The following is a 14,410-nucleotide window of genomic DNA, read 5'->3' as shown; positions in this document are numbered from 1 at the left end:
CTCCTGTTGAAAAAAGCCGGGCGAAAAAAAAGCGCAGTCCGTTGCCGGCTGCGCTTGTCTTTTCAGCGTCGCTTAATGCGGGCGCTTGCGTTCAACGGCCCGCAACAGATGCGTCGGTGGTGTTTCACAGCTGATCTTGCGCCCCAGCTTTTCCTCGATGGACGGTAGCTGGTAGGAGTCGTCTTCACCCGCAAAGCTGATGGACACGCCGTCGGCGCCAGCACGACCGGTACGACCGATGCGGTGCACGTAGTCGTCCGGCACTTCCGGCAAGGTGAAGTTGATCACGTGGCTGATGCCGTCGATGTGGATGCCGCGACCGGCCACGTCGGTGGCGACCAATACGCGGATCTTGCCTTCGCGGAAGCCTTCGAGGGTCTTGATGCGCTTGTGCTGCGGCACGTCGCCGGACAGTTGCGCGGCGTTGATGCCGTCACGCACCAGGCGTTCTTCGATGCGTCGCACTTCATCCTTGCGGTTGGCGAAGACGATGACACGCTCCCAACCATTGTCGTTGACCAGGTTGTAGAGCAGTTTGTACTTGTCGGCACCGGCCACCGCGTAGATGTGCTGCTCGACGTTTTCGTTGGCCACGTTCTGCGACTCGATCTCGACGATCGACGGGTCGGTGGTCCATTGCTTGGCCAGGTTCATCACGTCTTCGGTGAAGGTCGCGGAGAACAGCAGCGTCTGGCGCTCGGACTTCGGAGGCGTCTGGCGAATGATCTGGCGCACTTGCGGGATGAAGCCCATGTCGAGCATGCGGTCGGCTTCGTCGAGCACCATCACTTCGACCATGTCCAGATGCACGTCGCCGCGCTGGTTGAAGTCCAGCAGGCGGCCCGGTGTGGCCACGAGGATGTCGCAGTGGCGGGCTTCGAGGTGCTTGAGCTGCTTGTCGAAGTCCATGCCACCGACGAACGTCATGACGTTGAGGCCGGTGTACTTGGTCAGGTCGGCGGCGTCCTTGGCGATCTGCACCACCAGTTCGCGGGTTGGCGCGATGATCAGTGCCCGTGGCTCACCCATGTAGCGCTCTTTCGGCGGTGGGGTTTGCAGCAACTGGGTGATGATCGAGACCAGGAACGCAGCGGTTTTGCCGGTACCGGTCTGGGCACGGCCGATGGCGTCTTTGCCCGCGAGGGTGAAGCCCAGCACCTGGGCCTGGATCGGCGTGCAATACGGGAAGCCCAGGTCCTGGATGGCGTGCATCAGTTCCGGGGCGAGTTTGAAATCGTGGAAGCGGGTTTTGCCTTCCTGGGGTTCGACGACGAAGTCTTCGAGTTTCCATGGGATGACCGGCGCCTTGGGCTTGGGTTCGCGACGCGGTTTGGCGGGTTTCGGCGTTTCGCTGAGCGGCTGCTCCGGGGCTGTTATCGCCGCAGGCTGGGCAACTTTTGCGGTCTTTGGCTCATGCTTGGGTGCCGCGGCGGTGGCGGCTCGTTCAGACTGATTACCGTCGGTGCGGTGGCCGGGAGCGTGAGACGCAGGGCTGGGAACTGGCGCGAGTTGCTCAGTCTCGCTTTTACCGAACATTTTCTTGAGTGCTTTGAGCACGGTCATCTCATCAATTGATTAAGGAATGTACGCCGGCCAGTGTAATGCAAGAATCGGGCGCGGCGTAGTAGGATGGATCAAAGGGCACTTTTAAACAGGAATGCTTAACGCAACCGCTCGGCGAGCCAGACGCCGATGTCGCGAATTTCTTCGGGTAACACTTCGTGACCCATTGGGTATTCCTGCCATGTCACGGTGACACCACGCAGCTTCAAATGCTCGTAGGCGCTGCGCCCCATCGAGTTTTGCACCACGTCGTCGTACTGGCCGTGCATCGACAGCACCGGAATCCGCTGCTGGCTGGCGGACAGTTGCAGTTCGTCGCTGAAGGTCGGTGCATAAGTAGAAAGGGCAACTACGCCACCCAGTGGTCCCTGCCATTTCAGAAACGCGGTGTGGAAAACCACGGCGCCGCCCTGGGAAAAACCTGCCAGGAAGATCCGCGAGGCGTCTATTCCGCTGGCTCGCTGCACTTCGATCAATTCAATGACGCGATCTGCCGACACTTCCAGTTGCTCGCGGTTGATCGCGCGCGCCGGGCTCATGGCCAGGATGTCGTACCAGCTCGGCATCTCGTAGCCGCCGTTGATAGTGACAGGGCGGTGCGGTGCCTGCGGGAGAACGAAGCGGGTACTCAGCAAGGTTTCCTGCAGCGCTTCGGCCACCGGCAGGAAGTCGTAGCGATCGGCGCCCAGGCCGTGCAGCCATATAACGCAGGCGTCTGCGGTCTTTACGGGCTGAAGAATCAAGGGCTCGGTCATGTCTGCTCCAATGTTGTGCGTGCGCGCACATATAAGTGCGTGATCAAAGTGCGCGTCAGGTTGATCCGTTAAGAAAGTGTCGCAAGCGTACAAGTTTTGCTATTGACCTGCAGCTGAACCGCTTCGGTGAGCGGTGTGGTACGGGCTTTGCTATGGAGAAACGGTGCAACACATCTCGCGCCCGGCGGTAACACTATCAGTGTACTGCCGACTGTGGGATAGCAATGAATCCGGTGATGGATGTTCGCCAAGGGCCGCTACGGGGCTTCGCGAACGTGAAAGGGCTACAGCCCGTTCGGCCGACTGGTGAGAGTGAGTTTTCCATGACGTGGATTTTCTCCTACTAGACTCATAGCTAACGTCTTACGTCGGTTGATCCCAAAACAAGCCAACACGGGTCGACTACGCCTCAAAAGGGTGCGACAGGACTCACGCTCCGACACAACAAGAGCAAAACTGGAGGTTTGAATGAAGATGTTGAAATCCACCCTGGCTATCGTGACTGCAGCCGCGGTACTCGGTGTCAGCGGGTTTGCCCAGGCGGGCGCAACCCTGGATGCAGTGATGAAGAAAGGTTTCGTGCAGTGTGGCGTCAGCGATGGCCTGCCAGGCTTTTCGGTTCCGGATTCCACCGGCAAGATCGTGGGTATCGATGCTGACTACTGCCGTGCAGTAGCGGCTGCTGTCTTCGGCGACGCGACCAAGGTCAAGTTCAGCCAGTTGAACGCCAAGGAGCGCTTCACCGCGCTGCAATCCGGCGAAATCGACATTCTGTCGCGCAACACCACCATGACCAGCTCCCGTGACGCGGGCATGGGCCTGAAATTCCCGGGCTTCATTACCTACTACGACGGTATCGGCTTCCTGGTAAACAACAAGCTGGGCGTCAAGAGCGCCAAGGAACTGGACGGTGCAACCATCTGCATCCAGGCCGGTACCACCACCGAACTGAACGTTTCCGACTACTTCCGCGGCAACGGCCTGAAATACACCCCGATCACCTTCGACACCTCCGACGAAAGCGCCAAGTCGCTGGAATCCGGTCGTTGCGACGTACTGACCTCCGACAAATCCCAGCTGTTCGCCCAGCGCAGCAAGCTGGCTTCGCCGAAGGACTACGTGGTTCTGCCGGAAACCATTTCCAAGGAGCCTTTGGGCCCGGTCGTGCGTAATGGCGACGACGAGTGGCTGGCCATCGTGCGCTGGACTGGCTACGCCATGCTCAACGCTGAAGAAGCCGGCATCACTTCGAAGAACGTCGAAGCCGAAGCCAAGGGCACCAAGAACCCTGACGTTGCCCGTCTGCTGGGTACCGACGGTGAATACGGCAAAGACCTGAAAGTGAAGAAAGACTGGGTCGTGCAGATCATCAAGCAAGTCGGTAACTACGGCGAAGTGTTCGAGAAAAACCTCGGCAAGGGCACTCCGCTGGAAATCGACCGCGGGCTGAACGCTCTGTGGAACGCTGGCGGCATTCAATACGCACCACCAGTGCGCTGATGGTTCTATCACCCGGTGGGCCAACCACCGGGTGATGTTCTGTTCCATTATTTCCGGGGCACTTCATGCAAAATTCAATCGGCGCACCAAAGCAGAGGCTCAGCCTCAGCGATCCGAAAGTGCGTGCGTGGCTATTCCAGATCATCACCATTGTGGCGGTGGTCTCGATGGGCTGGTATCTGTTCGATAACACGCAGACCAACCTTCAGCACCGGGGCATTACCTCGGGCTTCAGTTTTCTGGAGCGCAGTGCCGGTTTCGGCATCGCTCAACACCTGATCGACTACACCGAATCGGACACCTATGCCCGAGTGTTTGTCATCGGCCTGCTCAACACGCTGCTGGTGACCTTCATCGGCGTCATCCTGGCGACGATCCTCGGGTTCATCGTCGGCGTGTCACGGCTGTCGAAGAACTGGATCATTGCCAAGCTGGCGACGGTGTACGTGGAGGTTTTCCGTAACATCCCGCCGCTGCTGCAGATCCTGTTCTGGTACTTCGCGGTGTTCCTGACCATGCCGGGGCCGCGCAACAGCCATAACTTCGGCGACACCTTCTTTGTCAGCGCCCGTGGCCTGAACATGCCGGCGGCGCTGATGGCGGACGGCTTCTGGCCGTTTGTGGCCAGCGTTGTAGTCGCCATCATCGCCATCGTGCTGATGAGCCGCTGGGCCACCAAGCGCTTTGAAGCCACCGGTGTGCCGTTCCACAAGTTCTGGATTGGCCTGGCGTTGTTCCTGGTGATCCCGACACTGGGCGCACTGATCTTCGGCGCGCCGCTGCACTGGGAAATGCCGAAGCTGCAGGGCTTCAACTTCGTCGGTGGCTGGGTGCTGATCCCGGAACTGCTGGCGCTGACGCTGGCCCTCACCGTGTACACCGCGGCGTTCATCGCCGAGATCGTACGTTCGGGCATCAAGTCGGTCAGCCACGGCCAGACCGAAGCGGCGCATTCCCTCGGCCTGCGCAACGGTCCGACCCTGCGCAAGGTGATCATCCCGCAAGCCCTGCGCGTGATCATCCCGCCGCTGACCAGCCAATACCTGAACCTGGCGAAGAACTCCTCGCTGGCGGCCGGCATCGGTTATCCGGAAATGGTCTCGCTGTTTGCCGGTACGGTGTTGAACCAGACCGGTCAGGCGATCGAGGTGATTGCCATCACCATGAGCGTGTACCTGGCGATCAGTATCAGCATTTCCCTGCTGATGAACTGGTACAACAAGCGCATTGCGCTGATCGAGCGGTAAGGAATAGCGCATGAGTACTCATACTTTCAAACCTGACATGCCTCCACCGGGCCGCAGCATCGGTGTGGTGGCGTGGATGCGCGCGAACATGTTCTCCAGCTGGCTCAACACCCTGCTGACCCTGTTTGCCTTCTACCTCATCTACCTGGTGGTGCCGCCGATCCTGCAGTGGGCCATCCTCGACGCCAACTGGGTCGGCACGACCCGCGCCGACTGCACCAAGGAAGGCGCCTGCTGGGTGTTCATCCAACAGCGTTTCGGCCAGTTCATGTATGGCTATTACCCGCCGGAACTGCGCTGGCGTGTGGACCTGACGGTGTGGCTGGCGATCGTCGGCGTGGCGCCGTTGTTCATCTCCCGCTTTCACCATAAAGCGGTGTACGGGCTGAGCTTCCTGGTGCTGTACCCGATCTTTGCCTACTTCCTGTTGCACGGTGGCATCTTCGGCCTGACCAACGTGGCGACCAGCCAGTGGGGCGGCCTGATGCTGACCCTGGTGATCGCCACCGTCGGCATCGCCGGTGCGCTGCCGCTGGGGATTGTCCTGGCTCTGGGCCGTCGTTCGAACATGCCGGCGATTCGCGTGGTCTGCGTGACCTTCATCGAGTTCTGGCGCGGCGTGCCGTTGATCACGGTGCTGTTCATGTCCTCGGTGATGCTGCCGTTGTTCCTGCCTGAAGGCATGAACTTCGACAAGCTGCTGCGGGCGCTGATCGGCGTGATCCTGTTCCAGTCGGCCTACGTGGCCGAGGTGGTGCGTGGCGGTCTGCAAGCGATTCCAAAAGGTCAGTACGAAGCAGCGGCGGCGATGGGCCTGGGTTACTGGCGCAGCATGGGTCTGGTGATTCTGCCGCAAGCCCTGAAGCTGGTGATCCCCGGCATCGTCAACACCTTCATTGCGCTGTTCAAGGACACGAGCCTGGTGATCATCATCGGCCTGTTCGACCTGCTCAACAGCGTCAAGCAAGCCGCCGCCGACCCGAAATGGCTGGGCATGGCCACCGAAGGCTATGTGTTCGCCGCCCTGGTGTTCTGGATTTTCTGTTTTGGTATGTCGCGCTATTCCATGCATCTGGAACGCAAGCTCGACACTGGCCACAAGCGCTAAGTCGCTACCTAATTTAGGAAGTTTTGTGATGAGCGAAGCAATCAAACAGCCTGTGAGCCCTGAAGGCATTATTCAGATGCAGGGCGTGAACAAGTGGTACGGTCAGTTTCACGTACTCAAGGACATCAATCTCAACGTCAAGCAGGGCGAGCGTATCGTCTTGTGCGGCCCGTCGGGTTCCGGCAAATCCACCACCATCCGCTGCCTCAACCGTCTGGAAGAGCACCAGCAGGGCCGTATCGTGGTCGATGGCGTGGAACTGACCAACGACCTCAAGCAGATCGAAGCGATCCGCCGCGAAGTCGGCATGGTGTTCCAGCACTTCAACCTGTTCCCGCACCTGACCATCCTGCAGAACTGCACCCTGGCGCCGATGTGGGTGCGCAAGATGCCTAAGCGCAAGGCCGAGGAAATTGCCATGCACTACCTGGAACGCGTACGCATTCCGGAGCAGGCGCATAAATTCCCGGGGCAACTGTCCGGCGGTCAGCAACAGCGTGTGGCCATTGCCCGCGCACTGTGCATGAAACCGAAAATCATGCTGTTCGACGAGCCGACCTCGGCACTCGACCCGGAGATGGTGAAAGAGGTACTGGACACCATGATCGGCCTGGCCGAAGACGGCATGACCATGCTCTGCGTGACCCACGAAATGGGCTTCGCCCGCACCGTGGCCAACCGCGTGATCTTCATGGACAAGGGCGAAATCGTCGAGCAGGCGGCGCCGAACGACTTCTTCGACAAGCCGCAGAATGAACGCACCAAGCTGTTCCTGAGCCAGATCCTGCATTGATCGAACCCAGGCACTGAAATAAACCCGGACCGAGTGCCGGGTTTATTTTTGCCTGGAATTCAAGCTTTTCTGTGGCGAGGGAGCTTGCTCCCGTTGGGCTGCGTAGCGGCCCTAAGGTCTTCAAGATCATGGACAATTGTGAGTGCTGCGCACTCAAGCGGGAGCAAGCTCCCTCGCCACAATTGTCTTATTCGTTGCGACTTTGTAGTTGCCCAGCGGAAAGATGCTGACTAACATGTCAGAAAATTCATCCTATGATTGGATGAAAGGGCGAATTCCATGTCAGACATCTCTCCATTAGTAAAACGATCCCTGGTTGATCAAGCCCTGGACCAACTGCGCTTGCGCATCAACCAAGGCGTTTGGGTCGTGGGCCAGCGTTTGCCTACCGAGCCTGAGTTGTCCGCCGAGCTGGGCATCAGCCGCAACACCGTGCGCGAAGCCATGCGGGTGTTGGCATTTTCCGGGTTGATCGAAATCCGTCAGGGTGACGGCAGTTACCTGCGGGCAGTGGTCGATCCGCTCGATACCTTGAAGGCGCTGTCCCGTTGCTCCCTTGAGCAGGCCCGGGAAACCCGGCACATCCTAGAAGTCGAGGCCATTGGCCTGGCGGCAGTGCGCCGTACCGACGAAGACCTGGTGGCATTGCGCGAGGCGCTGGGTGTCAGTGGCAGCCACTATCACGGCGATCTTGATACCTACATCGCCTGCGATCTGGTGTTTCACCGCCGTCTGGTGGACGCCGCGCACAACCCGACCCTCAGCGAGTTGTATCGCTATTTCTCCAGCATCGTCGGCGCGCAATTGCGCCAGACCCTGAACATCGTCCCGCGCCGCCAGGAAGTGTTCGACCTGCACATCGAGTTGCTCGATGCCGTCGAACAACGCGACCCGGAACGGGCCAAAGCCCTGTCGAGGCAGTTGATCAATGAACCTTGAAACCGAGAAGTCCATACACCGCAGTGATTTATCCACAGCCCTAAAACGCTCGGCAGAGCTGGAAGAGCTGCTGATCGACGCCGAGGCTGATGACGAACAGGTCCAGCAAGCCCACCCGGTTCTGCGCCGGCCGTGGCTGTTGCTGCTGGGCCTGATTCTGGTGGCGCTGAACCTGCGCCCGGCGCTGTCGAGCATGGCGCCGATGCTCAGCGAGGTGTCGAAGTCCCTTGGCTTGTCGGCGTCCGCGGCGGGATTGCTGACCACGTTGCCGGTGCTTTGCCTGGGTCTGTTTGCGCCGTTGGCACCCGTGCTGGCGCGGCGATTTGGTGCGGAGCGGGTGGTGCTGGGCATTCTTCTGACTCTGGCGGGCGGGATCATCCTGCGCAGTTCGCTCGGTGAAATCGGCCTGTTTGCCGGCAGCGTGCTGGCCGGTGCCAGCATTGGCGTGATCGGCGTGTTGCTGCCAGGCATCGTCAAGCGCGATTTCCCGAAACAGGCCGGGACCATGACCGGGGTCTACACCATGGCCCTGTGTCTGGGCGCGGCGATGGCGGCGGGTGCGACCGTGCCGCTGAGCGAGCATTTCGACAAGAGCTGGGCGATGGGCCTCGGCTTCTGGGTCATTCCGGCATTGGCGGCCGCGCTGTTCTGGTTGCCGCAAGTCGGCCAGAAACACGGTGCGCACAACGTTGCCTATCGCGTTCGGGGATTGCTGCGCGATCCGCTGGCCTGGCAAGTGACCTTGTACATGGGCTTGCAATCGTCTCTGGCCTACATCGTGTTCGGCTGGTTGCCGTCGATCCTGATCGGGCGCGGCCTGACCCCGACCCAGGCTGGGCTGGTGCTGTCGGGTTCTGTGATCGTGCAACTGGTCAGCTCCCTCGCCGCGCCATGGCTGGCGACGCGTGGCAAGGACCAGCGGCTGGCGATTGTGATCGTGATGGTGCTGACCCTCGGTGGCTTGTTCGGTTGCCTGTATGCACCGATCGAAGGCTTATGGGGCTGGGCGATCGTGCTGGGGTTGGGACAGGGCGCCACGTTCAGCTTGGCATTGACGCTGATCGTGCTGCGCTCGCGGGACTCCCACGTCGCGGCGAATCTGTCGAGCATGGCCCAGGGCTTCGGTTACACCCTGGCGTCCATGGGGCCGTTCGCGGTCGGTATCGTGCATGACTGGACCGGCGGCTGGACGGCCGTGGGCTGGATTTTTGGCGTCATTGGCCTCGGTGCGATCATCGCCGGGCTCGGTGCCGGGCGGGCGCTGTATGTGCAGGTCAGCAGTGAGAAAATTTAATCGCGATGCACGCCTATAAATAGAGAACCTCCAGGGTCGCCGAGCCATCGAGTGTTGCATCGTCACTCAAGTCCAGGGTTGAGGTGGCGGCAATGACCGTGACGAGAGTAACCCGACTGCTCAGGTTCAGAATCGCGACAGGACCCGCAGTGCTGCCCGCCACATCGGTGAAGCCCAGATAACTTTTGGCGCTGATCGGTATGGGGCTGGACCTGGATGTACTCCACGCCCGCCCATTGGTGGTGGAATCGGTTCGATACACTTGAGGCAGAGCGTCCACTACGGTGTTGGCGGGATCGAAGTGCAGTGAATACAGACCGATCCTGTTGCCGCTGCGGTCGAACTCCAGGCCATAGTAGATCCCACTGTCGACGATGGCCGAGCCTTCCCGGTTGTCCTGCATGAGCAATGCGAAACGGGCAGGTGTCGTGCAGCTGATGTTGAGGTCGAGGGATTCGTCACGCAGTTGCGTCCTTTTGTCGACGTTCAGGTCTTGCCGGGAGATTATTCCGTAGTCGACAACGCCGTTGTTGGAAAAAATCGGGGTGCAGGCGACCGGGGTGATGATGCCGTTGACAGTCAAATCAGCGGTAGACGCCGCCAGGGCGCAAGTCACCGTACTCATCAACAGCGCTGCGGTCAGGGTTAAAGGCATACGCTTCATCGGTAAATTCCTTTTTGAGAAGAAGGTATAGGTGCTGAACCGCTTGTTCATACAGGCAACGAACGGTTCAGCGTCTTGGTCCTTAGAGGTACTTCACTTCGAACGTCGCGGAGCCGTCAATGTCGAGGTCGCCGTTCAGCGTCAGCTGGTCAGCACGGATGATGTAGGTTTCGACCTTAAAGTCCACGGTGACAAGCTTTGCATCGATCGGTGTAGTACCGCCACTAGTGGCGGCAGCGGACAACCAGTATCCCGGTTTAGCAGCGTCTGTTGTCGCCCAAGTGACTCCGCTGTCGTTTGACTCGATAGGATAAACCGTGTCTGCATCTGCAGTGACTGTCTGAATTAGTGGGATAAAGTATCCCACCGGTTCTCCGTCGTTCAGGCCAAGGCCAAACCCGTCACCAATTCCTGAACCGCTTCTATTGTCGATTGCAATGATGGCGAAGCCGGTAGATCCATCGCAGTCCATGGTCAATGTAATATCATGATCGTCAAGCTTGGTGTTCTCGTCCTTTTTAAGCTCATGATACGAGATCGATCCCAAGTCAATGACACCTCCACTGGAGAGTGTCGGCGTGCAAGCGGCTGGCGTGATGACGCCGCTGACCGTCAGGTCAGTGCTCGGCCCTGCGAGAGCAAAAGGAGCGACGCTGATCAGTGCCGTTGTGGTGAGTGCTGCGAAGTACTTTTTCATAGATGAAACTTCCTTTCTGTTATTGACCTTGAATGGCCCAGGGCGCGTGATTGCACTTCGGGTTCAACAAGGCAGGGTGGGTGTTACGGGTAAAATATTTCAATCGTCCCTGAGCCATCGAGGTGAACGGCGGTGCTCATGTCCAGGCTCGCGGTGGGGGCGATGACGGCATCGACCGTAACCGTCGTTGTGAGGTTTTGGACCGAGGCCGGCCCTGCGGTACTGGCGGCGCTGTCGGTAAAACCCAGGTAGCTTTTCTGGGCGATCGGTATGGGGTTTGAACTGGAGGTACTCCAGGCCATGCCTTGGGTGGTGGAGTCGGTTCGATACACGCGGGCAAAGCTGTCCGCGCTGGCGTTGGCGGGATCGAGATTCAGTGAGTACAGGCCAATCCTGTTGCTGCGCTTATCCAGACCCAGTCCGTAGTAAATCCCGCTGTTGACCGTCGCCGTACCTGGGCGGTTGTCATGCATGACAAGGGCAAATTGCGTCGGTGCGTCGCAGCCAACCTGCAGGGTCAATTCCTTGGGTGGCAGTCGGGTACTTTTGTCGGGGTTCAGGTCGTTTATCGATAACCGACCGAAATCCACCAGGCCGCCATTGGACAGTTCCACCTTGCACGCGGCAGGGGCGAAACTGGCGCGCAGGGTTAGCTCCCTGGAGCGGCCCGTAGCGACCGCGTCGAACAGGCCGGTGGTTTCCCAGACAACGGTGTCACGTACCTGCAATGCTTTTGCCGGCGCCCAGGCTGTCAGTTCCAGTTGCGCCGACAGGCTTTGCCCTTGTACCGCCACCCCACCCCGAACCGGAACGATCGCCTGTTGCGGTCGCCAAAGCAGACTTGAAGCGGCTTCTTCGGGTACCTGGCCGACGGCGGAAATCTGGCCCAGGTCCACCGGTTGCCCATCGAGTACGGCGTCCCCCATGCGCACGGCATAGCTGCCGTGCTCGGTAAAGCGAAAGCGCTCGGCGGTCGCTGCCATGGCGCGGTAGAACAGGGTCATGTCGGTGGGTTGTGAGCAGTTCAGGTTCAGGCTCAGGCGGCGCTCGCCCAGTGGCTGTTCTGCGGGGGCATTGGCGCGTATTGCCCGATTCATCAAGCCGTAATCGAGTACCGGCTGACTCAAGGTGAGCTGGCATTCATCGGCGAGCGCCCAGGCCTGTGGCGTGAGTCCGCTCAACATCAGCGTGCCGAGTGTTAACAGCAAAGGGCGGGACAGTTTCATAGGGTCATCCTTAAAGAGCCCGACACTGGGCGGTGGCGGTCTCGTAATACACCTGGGCATTGGCCTTGGCGGGCAGCTCGAAACGCAGTTCGCAGCGTTCCAGCCCCGGTGCGGTTATCCACAGGTCGCGGGTGTCCAGGACGTTGGGCAGAAACACCAATCCCCCTTCTTGAGCGAGCGTGACGAACTCACCGTTTGCGGTGCTTACCGTCGCGCCACGGGGCAGGGGGGCACCGTTGTCGGTGGTGACTTTGAGCAAGGCACGACGGGTCAACGTGACACCGAACTCGACTTTGTCGACGGCTCCGCGCCCGGCGGAAACCACGGCCAGTCCGTTGTTGATATCGAGGTTGCGTGGCAGCGAGCGGGTGTCGACTTCTACCGGGCTGCGGCCATAGGCGCTCACGTGAGGAACCACGGCGTGACCTTGCCAATCGGTCCAGACCGGACCGCTGGGGGTCGAGACTTTGATGGCGCTCGTATCGCCTACCGAAAGCAGCGCGAAGGTGTCCCGTACGGGGTATGGCGATAACGTCAAGCCGTCGCCGTGCAGCACAGCGCCGCCACGCGCGCCAATCTGGTAGCTGGAGTGTTCGGCATCGGAGCGGGTGTAGCTCAAGTCCAATTGGCTGTAGCGCGGCAGCAGGGAAACCCCTGCTGAGGACTGCACTTGTTTGTCTCGGGTGTCGTGTTCAACGCCGACCCGGTAACTCAACTGGTCGTTGATCTGTTCGTTCAAGCCGACACCGCTGCGGTATTCGCCAGCGGAACTGCGTAACCAGGTGCGGGCTCGACGGCTTTCACCCAGTGGAATACTCAGGCTCAGGTAAACACTGTCGTCGCTACGTTGGGTGCCGCTGACTTGCCATAGCGCCGTGGCCGACAGCGACACGCCGCCGATCTGGGTGCCCCAGGACGCCAGGGCGCGGCTACTGTTTTGTCCGTCGAAAGTCGTTGAACGATTGAAGCCGCTGCTGAACGCGCCAAGCCCGGGGCGAGACCAGGCCAGCGACAGGCTCTGCTGATCGCGGTAACGCGTCTGGCTGCGCTCCGAGTGAGTATCGAACACTGCCTCCGACAGTTCGCGAAAGCCGAAGGTCCGGTGCGAAGTTCCGGCATTGATCGACCACTGCTCCCCCATGCGTTGCGAAACATTCAGGTCGGCCTGAAGCCCTCTGTTGGCCTGGTGGGTGCTGGTGTCGGTCGCTTGCAGGGTGGCCTGGATCTGTGTGTCGGGCCCTGGCAGCAGGCTCAGGCCTGCGCCCGCAGCACGGTAGTCGGCGGCGCCCGTAGCGCCGGTGCTGAGCAGGACATTCGGGTTGAGTGCTCCGCTCCAGCTGCCGCTGATTACCCAGGGGTCGCCGCTCTGTGCAGTGCCGAGACTGCGTACCTGGCCGGCGGCCAACGAAAAGCCGGGAGCCGGCAGGCCAACGCCGAGCATGGCGACGGGGACCGTGAAGCGTTGCTCGCTACCATCCGCTTCCTTGACGGTGACCTCGACATCGGAGCGACTGTCGAGCCGACGCACGTTACTAAGGGAAAACGGCCCGGCCGGCACCACTGTCGAGTGGATCAGCGAACCGTTCTGCCGGATTTCCACCTGAGCCTGGCTGTGAGCAATCCCTTCGATGGGATTGCTTTGGCCTTCGACCTGGAGCGCCTGCTCGGTCATGACCTGGACGCCGGTGATCTGCGCGCCGGCCAGTACCGGGTTGTAGAGATTGACCTGACCTGCTTGAAGCACCGTCTCATGGCTGGCAATGGTGCGCTGGGCGTAAGCCGCCAGGTGAGTGGTGCTGGACACATCGTTCTGCCAGGTCTGCACCTGACGACTGCGCACAATCCAGTCGCCGGCATTGAAACCGACTTCGGTATTGGCCGAGAGGTAGCGGTTCGATTGACTGCCGTATTGGCTGTGAAGGCTGTTGACGTCGTAGTTGAGTAACCCGGCGATACCGCCGGTTTGAAAAGCAGAGATATCGCGGACAGCCGGACGTATCGCCTGGGTGGGCACTATCAATGAAAGGCCGAGGTTGGCCGGGTCCTGTTCGATTCGGGCTTGCGGCCAGGTGGCGAGCGTATCGAAACAGCCTTTGTCGTTGGCTGGAGTTGGGGGGGCGGTCAGGTTTGCCGCATCGAGCAGGGCACGGTCAAAGCACAAGTCGCCTTCGCGGTTGAATGTGACGTCCACCCGGCCACTACGCATTCCATTGACCGTGAGGGTGATCGGATGTCGGCCAGGGGTGAAGTTCGGAGCGGCCAGCAGCAGGGTTGCGAGACTGGGGTCGATACCGCGTTGACTCAGCATTTTCTGGTCGAACGAAGTCAGCATCGAAGCATCATTGAGATCTTCGGCATAGGCGTTGGTCCCCATCACTACATTGCTTAGCAGCAACACCATGCCGGTACGAAGTCGCGACAGATGAGGGAGTTTGCGGATCGCCCGAATCGCAGGCATGGCTTCGCCATCACGGTATTTCAATACGGTGTTCATGAGGTTCACTTGGGTTATGTCTGGGTGCCGACTTGATCCGCTACGGCTTCCGTCACGCATGCAGCGAAAGCAAAACCGGCCGTCACGTTGAAATGTCGACGCCTGCCTTTCCCTGTACGGCGCTATCGGT

Annotated in this window: 12 protein-coding genes; 6 read left to right on the top strand and 6 right to left on the bottom strand. The window is 60.0% G+C overall.

What is annotated here, in order from left to right; all coding sequences use genetic code 11:
• Nucleotides 1-72 precede the first annotated feature (72 nt).
• Together rhlB and KGA85_RS08485 are read right to left on the bottom strand one after the other, a co-directional pair.
• Nucleotides 73-1,563, bottom strand: coding sequence for an ATP-dependent RNA helicase RhlB (rhlB, locus tag KGA85_RS08490; protein ID WP_223459748.1), 1,491 nt, complete (start codon nucleotides 1,561-1,563; stop codon nucleotides 73-75).
• 98 nt (nucleotides 1,564-1,661) lie between these two features.
• The gene (locus KGA85_RS08485; RefSeq protein ID WP_223459746.1) at nucleotides 1,662-2,318 is read right to left on the bottom strand and encodes an alpha/beta hydrolase; all 657 of its coding nucleotides are present in this window, start codon (nucleotides 2,316-2,318) and stop codon (nucleotides 1,662-1,664) included.
• Between the two features lie 468 nt (nucleotides 2,319-2,786).
• On the opposite strand from KGA85_RS08485, the gene KGA85_RS08480 reads away from it, so the two are divergent.
• The 6 genes from KGA85_RS08480 to KGA85_RS08455 all read left to right on the top strand — a co-directional run bounded on the left by KGA85_RS08480 (nucleotide 2,787) and on the right by KGA85_RS08455 (nucleotide 9,199).
• Nucleotides 2,787-3,818 (top strand): amino acid ABC transporter substrate-binding protein, encoded by a 1,032-nt coding sequence (locus KGA85_RS08480; RefSeq protein ID WP_046041975.1) that lies wholly within the window; start codon nucleotides 2,787-2,789, stop codon nucleotides 3,816-3,818.
• Between the two features lie 65 nt (nucleotides 3,819-3,883).
• Complete coding sequence (locus KGA85_RS08475) at nucleotides 3,884-5,065, top strand: amino acid ABC transporter permease (RefSeq protein ID WP_223543055.1); 1,182 nt, start codon at nucleotides 3,884-3,886, stop codon at nucleotides 5,063-5,065.
• Nucleotides 5,066-5,075: 10 nt separating this feature from the next.
• The gene (locus KGA85_RS08470) at nucleotides 5,076-6,173 is read left to right on the top strand and encodes an amino acid ABC transporter permease (RefSeq protein ID WP_223459742.1); all 1,098 of its coding nucleotides are present in this window, start codon (nucleotides 5,076-5,078) and stop codon (nucleotides 6,171-6,173) included.
• A gap of 28 nt (nucleotides 6,174-6,201) precedes the next feature.
• Complete coding sequence (locus tag KGA85_RS08465; RefSeq protein ID WP_223459741.1) at nucleotides 6,202-6,966, top strand: amino acid ABC transporter ATP-binding protein; 765 nt, start codon at nucleotides 6,202-6,204, stop codon at nucleotides 6,964-6,966.
• 279 nt (nucleotides 6,967-7,245) lie between these two features.
• The gene (locus KGA85_RS08460; protein ID WP_223459739.1) at nucleotides 7,246-7,905 is read left to right on the top strand and encodes a FadR/GntR family transcriptional regulator; all 660 of its coding nucleotides are present in this window, start codon (nucleotides 7,246-7,248) and stop codon (nucleotides 7,903-7,905) included.
• Entirely contained in the window at nucleotides 7,895-9,199 is a 1,305-nt protein-coding gene (locus KGA85_RS08455) for a CynX/NimT family MFS transporter (RefSeq protein WP_223459737.1), read from the top strand. Before KGA85_RS08460 ends, KGA85_RS08455 begins: the two co-directional genes overlap by 11 nt.
• Before the next feature lie 13 nt (nucleotides 9,200-9,212).
• Here KGA85_RS08455 and KGA85_RS08450 read toward each other — a convergent pair whose 3' ends face one another.
• From KGA85_RS08450 to KGA85_RS08435, 4 genes are all read right to left on the bottom strand, one after another.
• Entirely contained in the window at nucleotides 9,213-9,863 is a 651-nt protein-coding gene (locus KGA85_RS08450) for a DUF1120 domain-containing protein (RefSeq protein WP_223459735.1), read from the bottom strand.
• A gap of 82 nt (nucleotides 9,864-9,945) precedes the next feature.
• Nucleotides 9,946-10,560 carry a DUF1120 domain-containing protein gene (locus KGA85_RS08445; protein ID WP_223459734.1) on the bottom strand — a complete coding sequence of 205 codons (615 nt, stop codon included), beginning with the start codon at nucleotides 10,558-10,560 and terminating at the stop codon, nucleotides 9,946-9,948.
• Nucleotides 10,561-10,643: 83 nt separating this feature from the next.
• Nucleotides 10,644-11,786 carry a DUF1120 domain-containing protein gene (locus KGA85_RS08440; RefSeq protein ID WP_223459732.1) on the bottom strand — a complete coding sequence of 381 codons (1,143 nt, stop codon included), beginning with the start codon at nucleotides 11,784-11,786 and terminating at the stop codon, nucleotides 10,644-10,646.
• Nucleotides 11,787-11,796: 10 nt separating this feature from the next.
• A complete protein-coding gene (locus tag KGA85_RS08435; protein WP_223459730.1) occupies nucleotides 11,797-14,280 on the bottom strand; it encodes a fimbria/pilus outer membrane usher protein in 2,484 nt (827 codons plus the stop codon).
• Between the last annotated feature and the right edge of the window lie 130 nt (nucleotides 14,281-14,410).

The organism is Pseudomonas sp. GL-B-12 (assembly GCF_019955895.1).
In the GTDB taxonomy this organism is placed as follows: Bacteria; Pseudomonadota; Gammaproteobacteria; order Pseudomonadales; family Pseudomonadaceae; genus Aquipseudomonas.
This window is presented reverse-complemented; position numbering and strand designations above follow the sequence as displayed.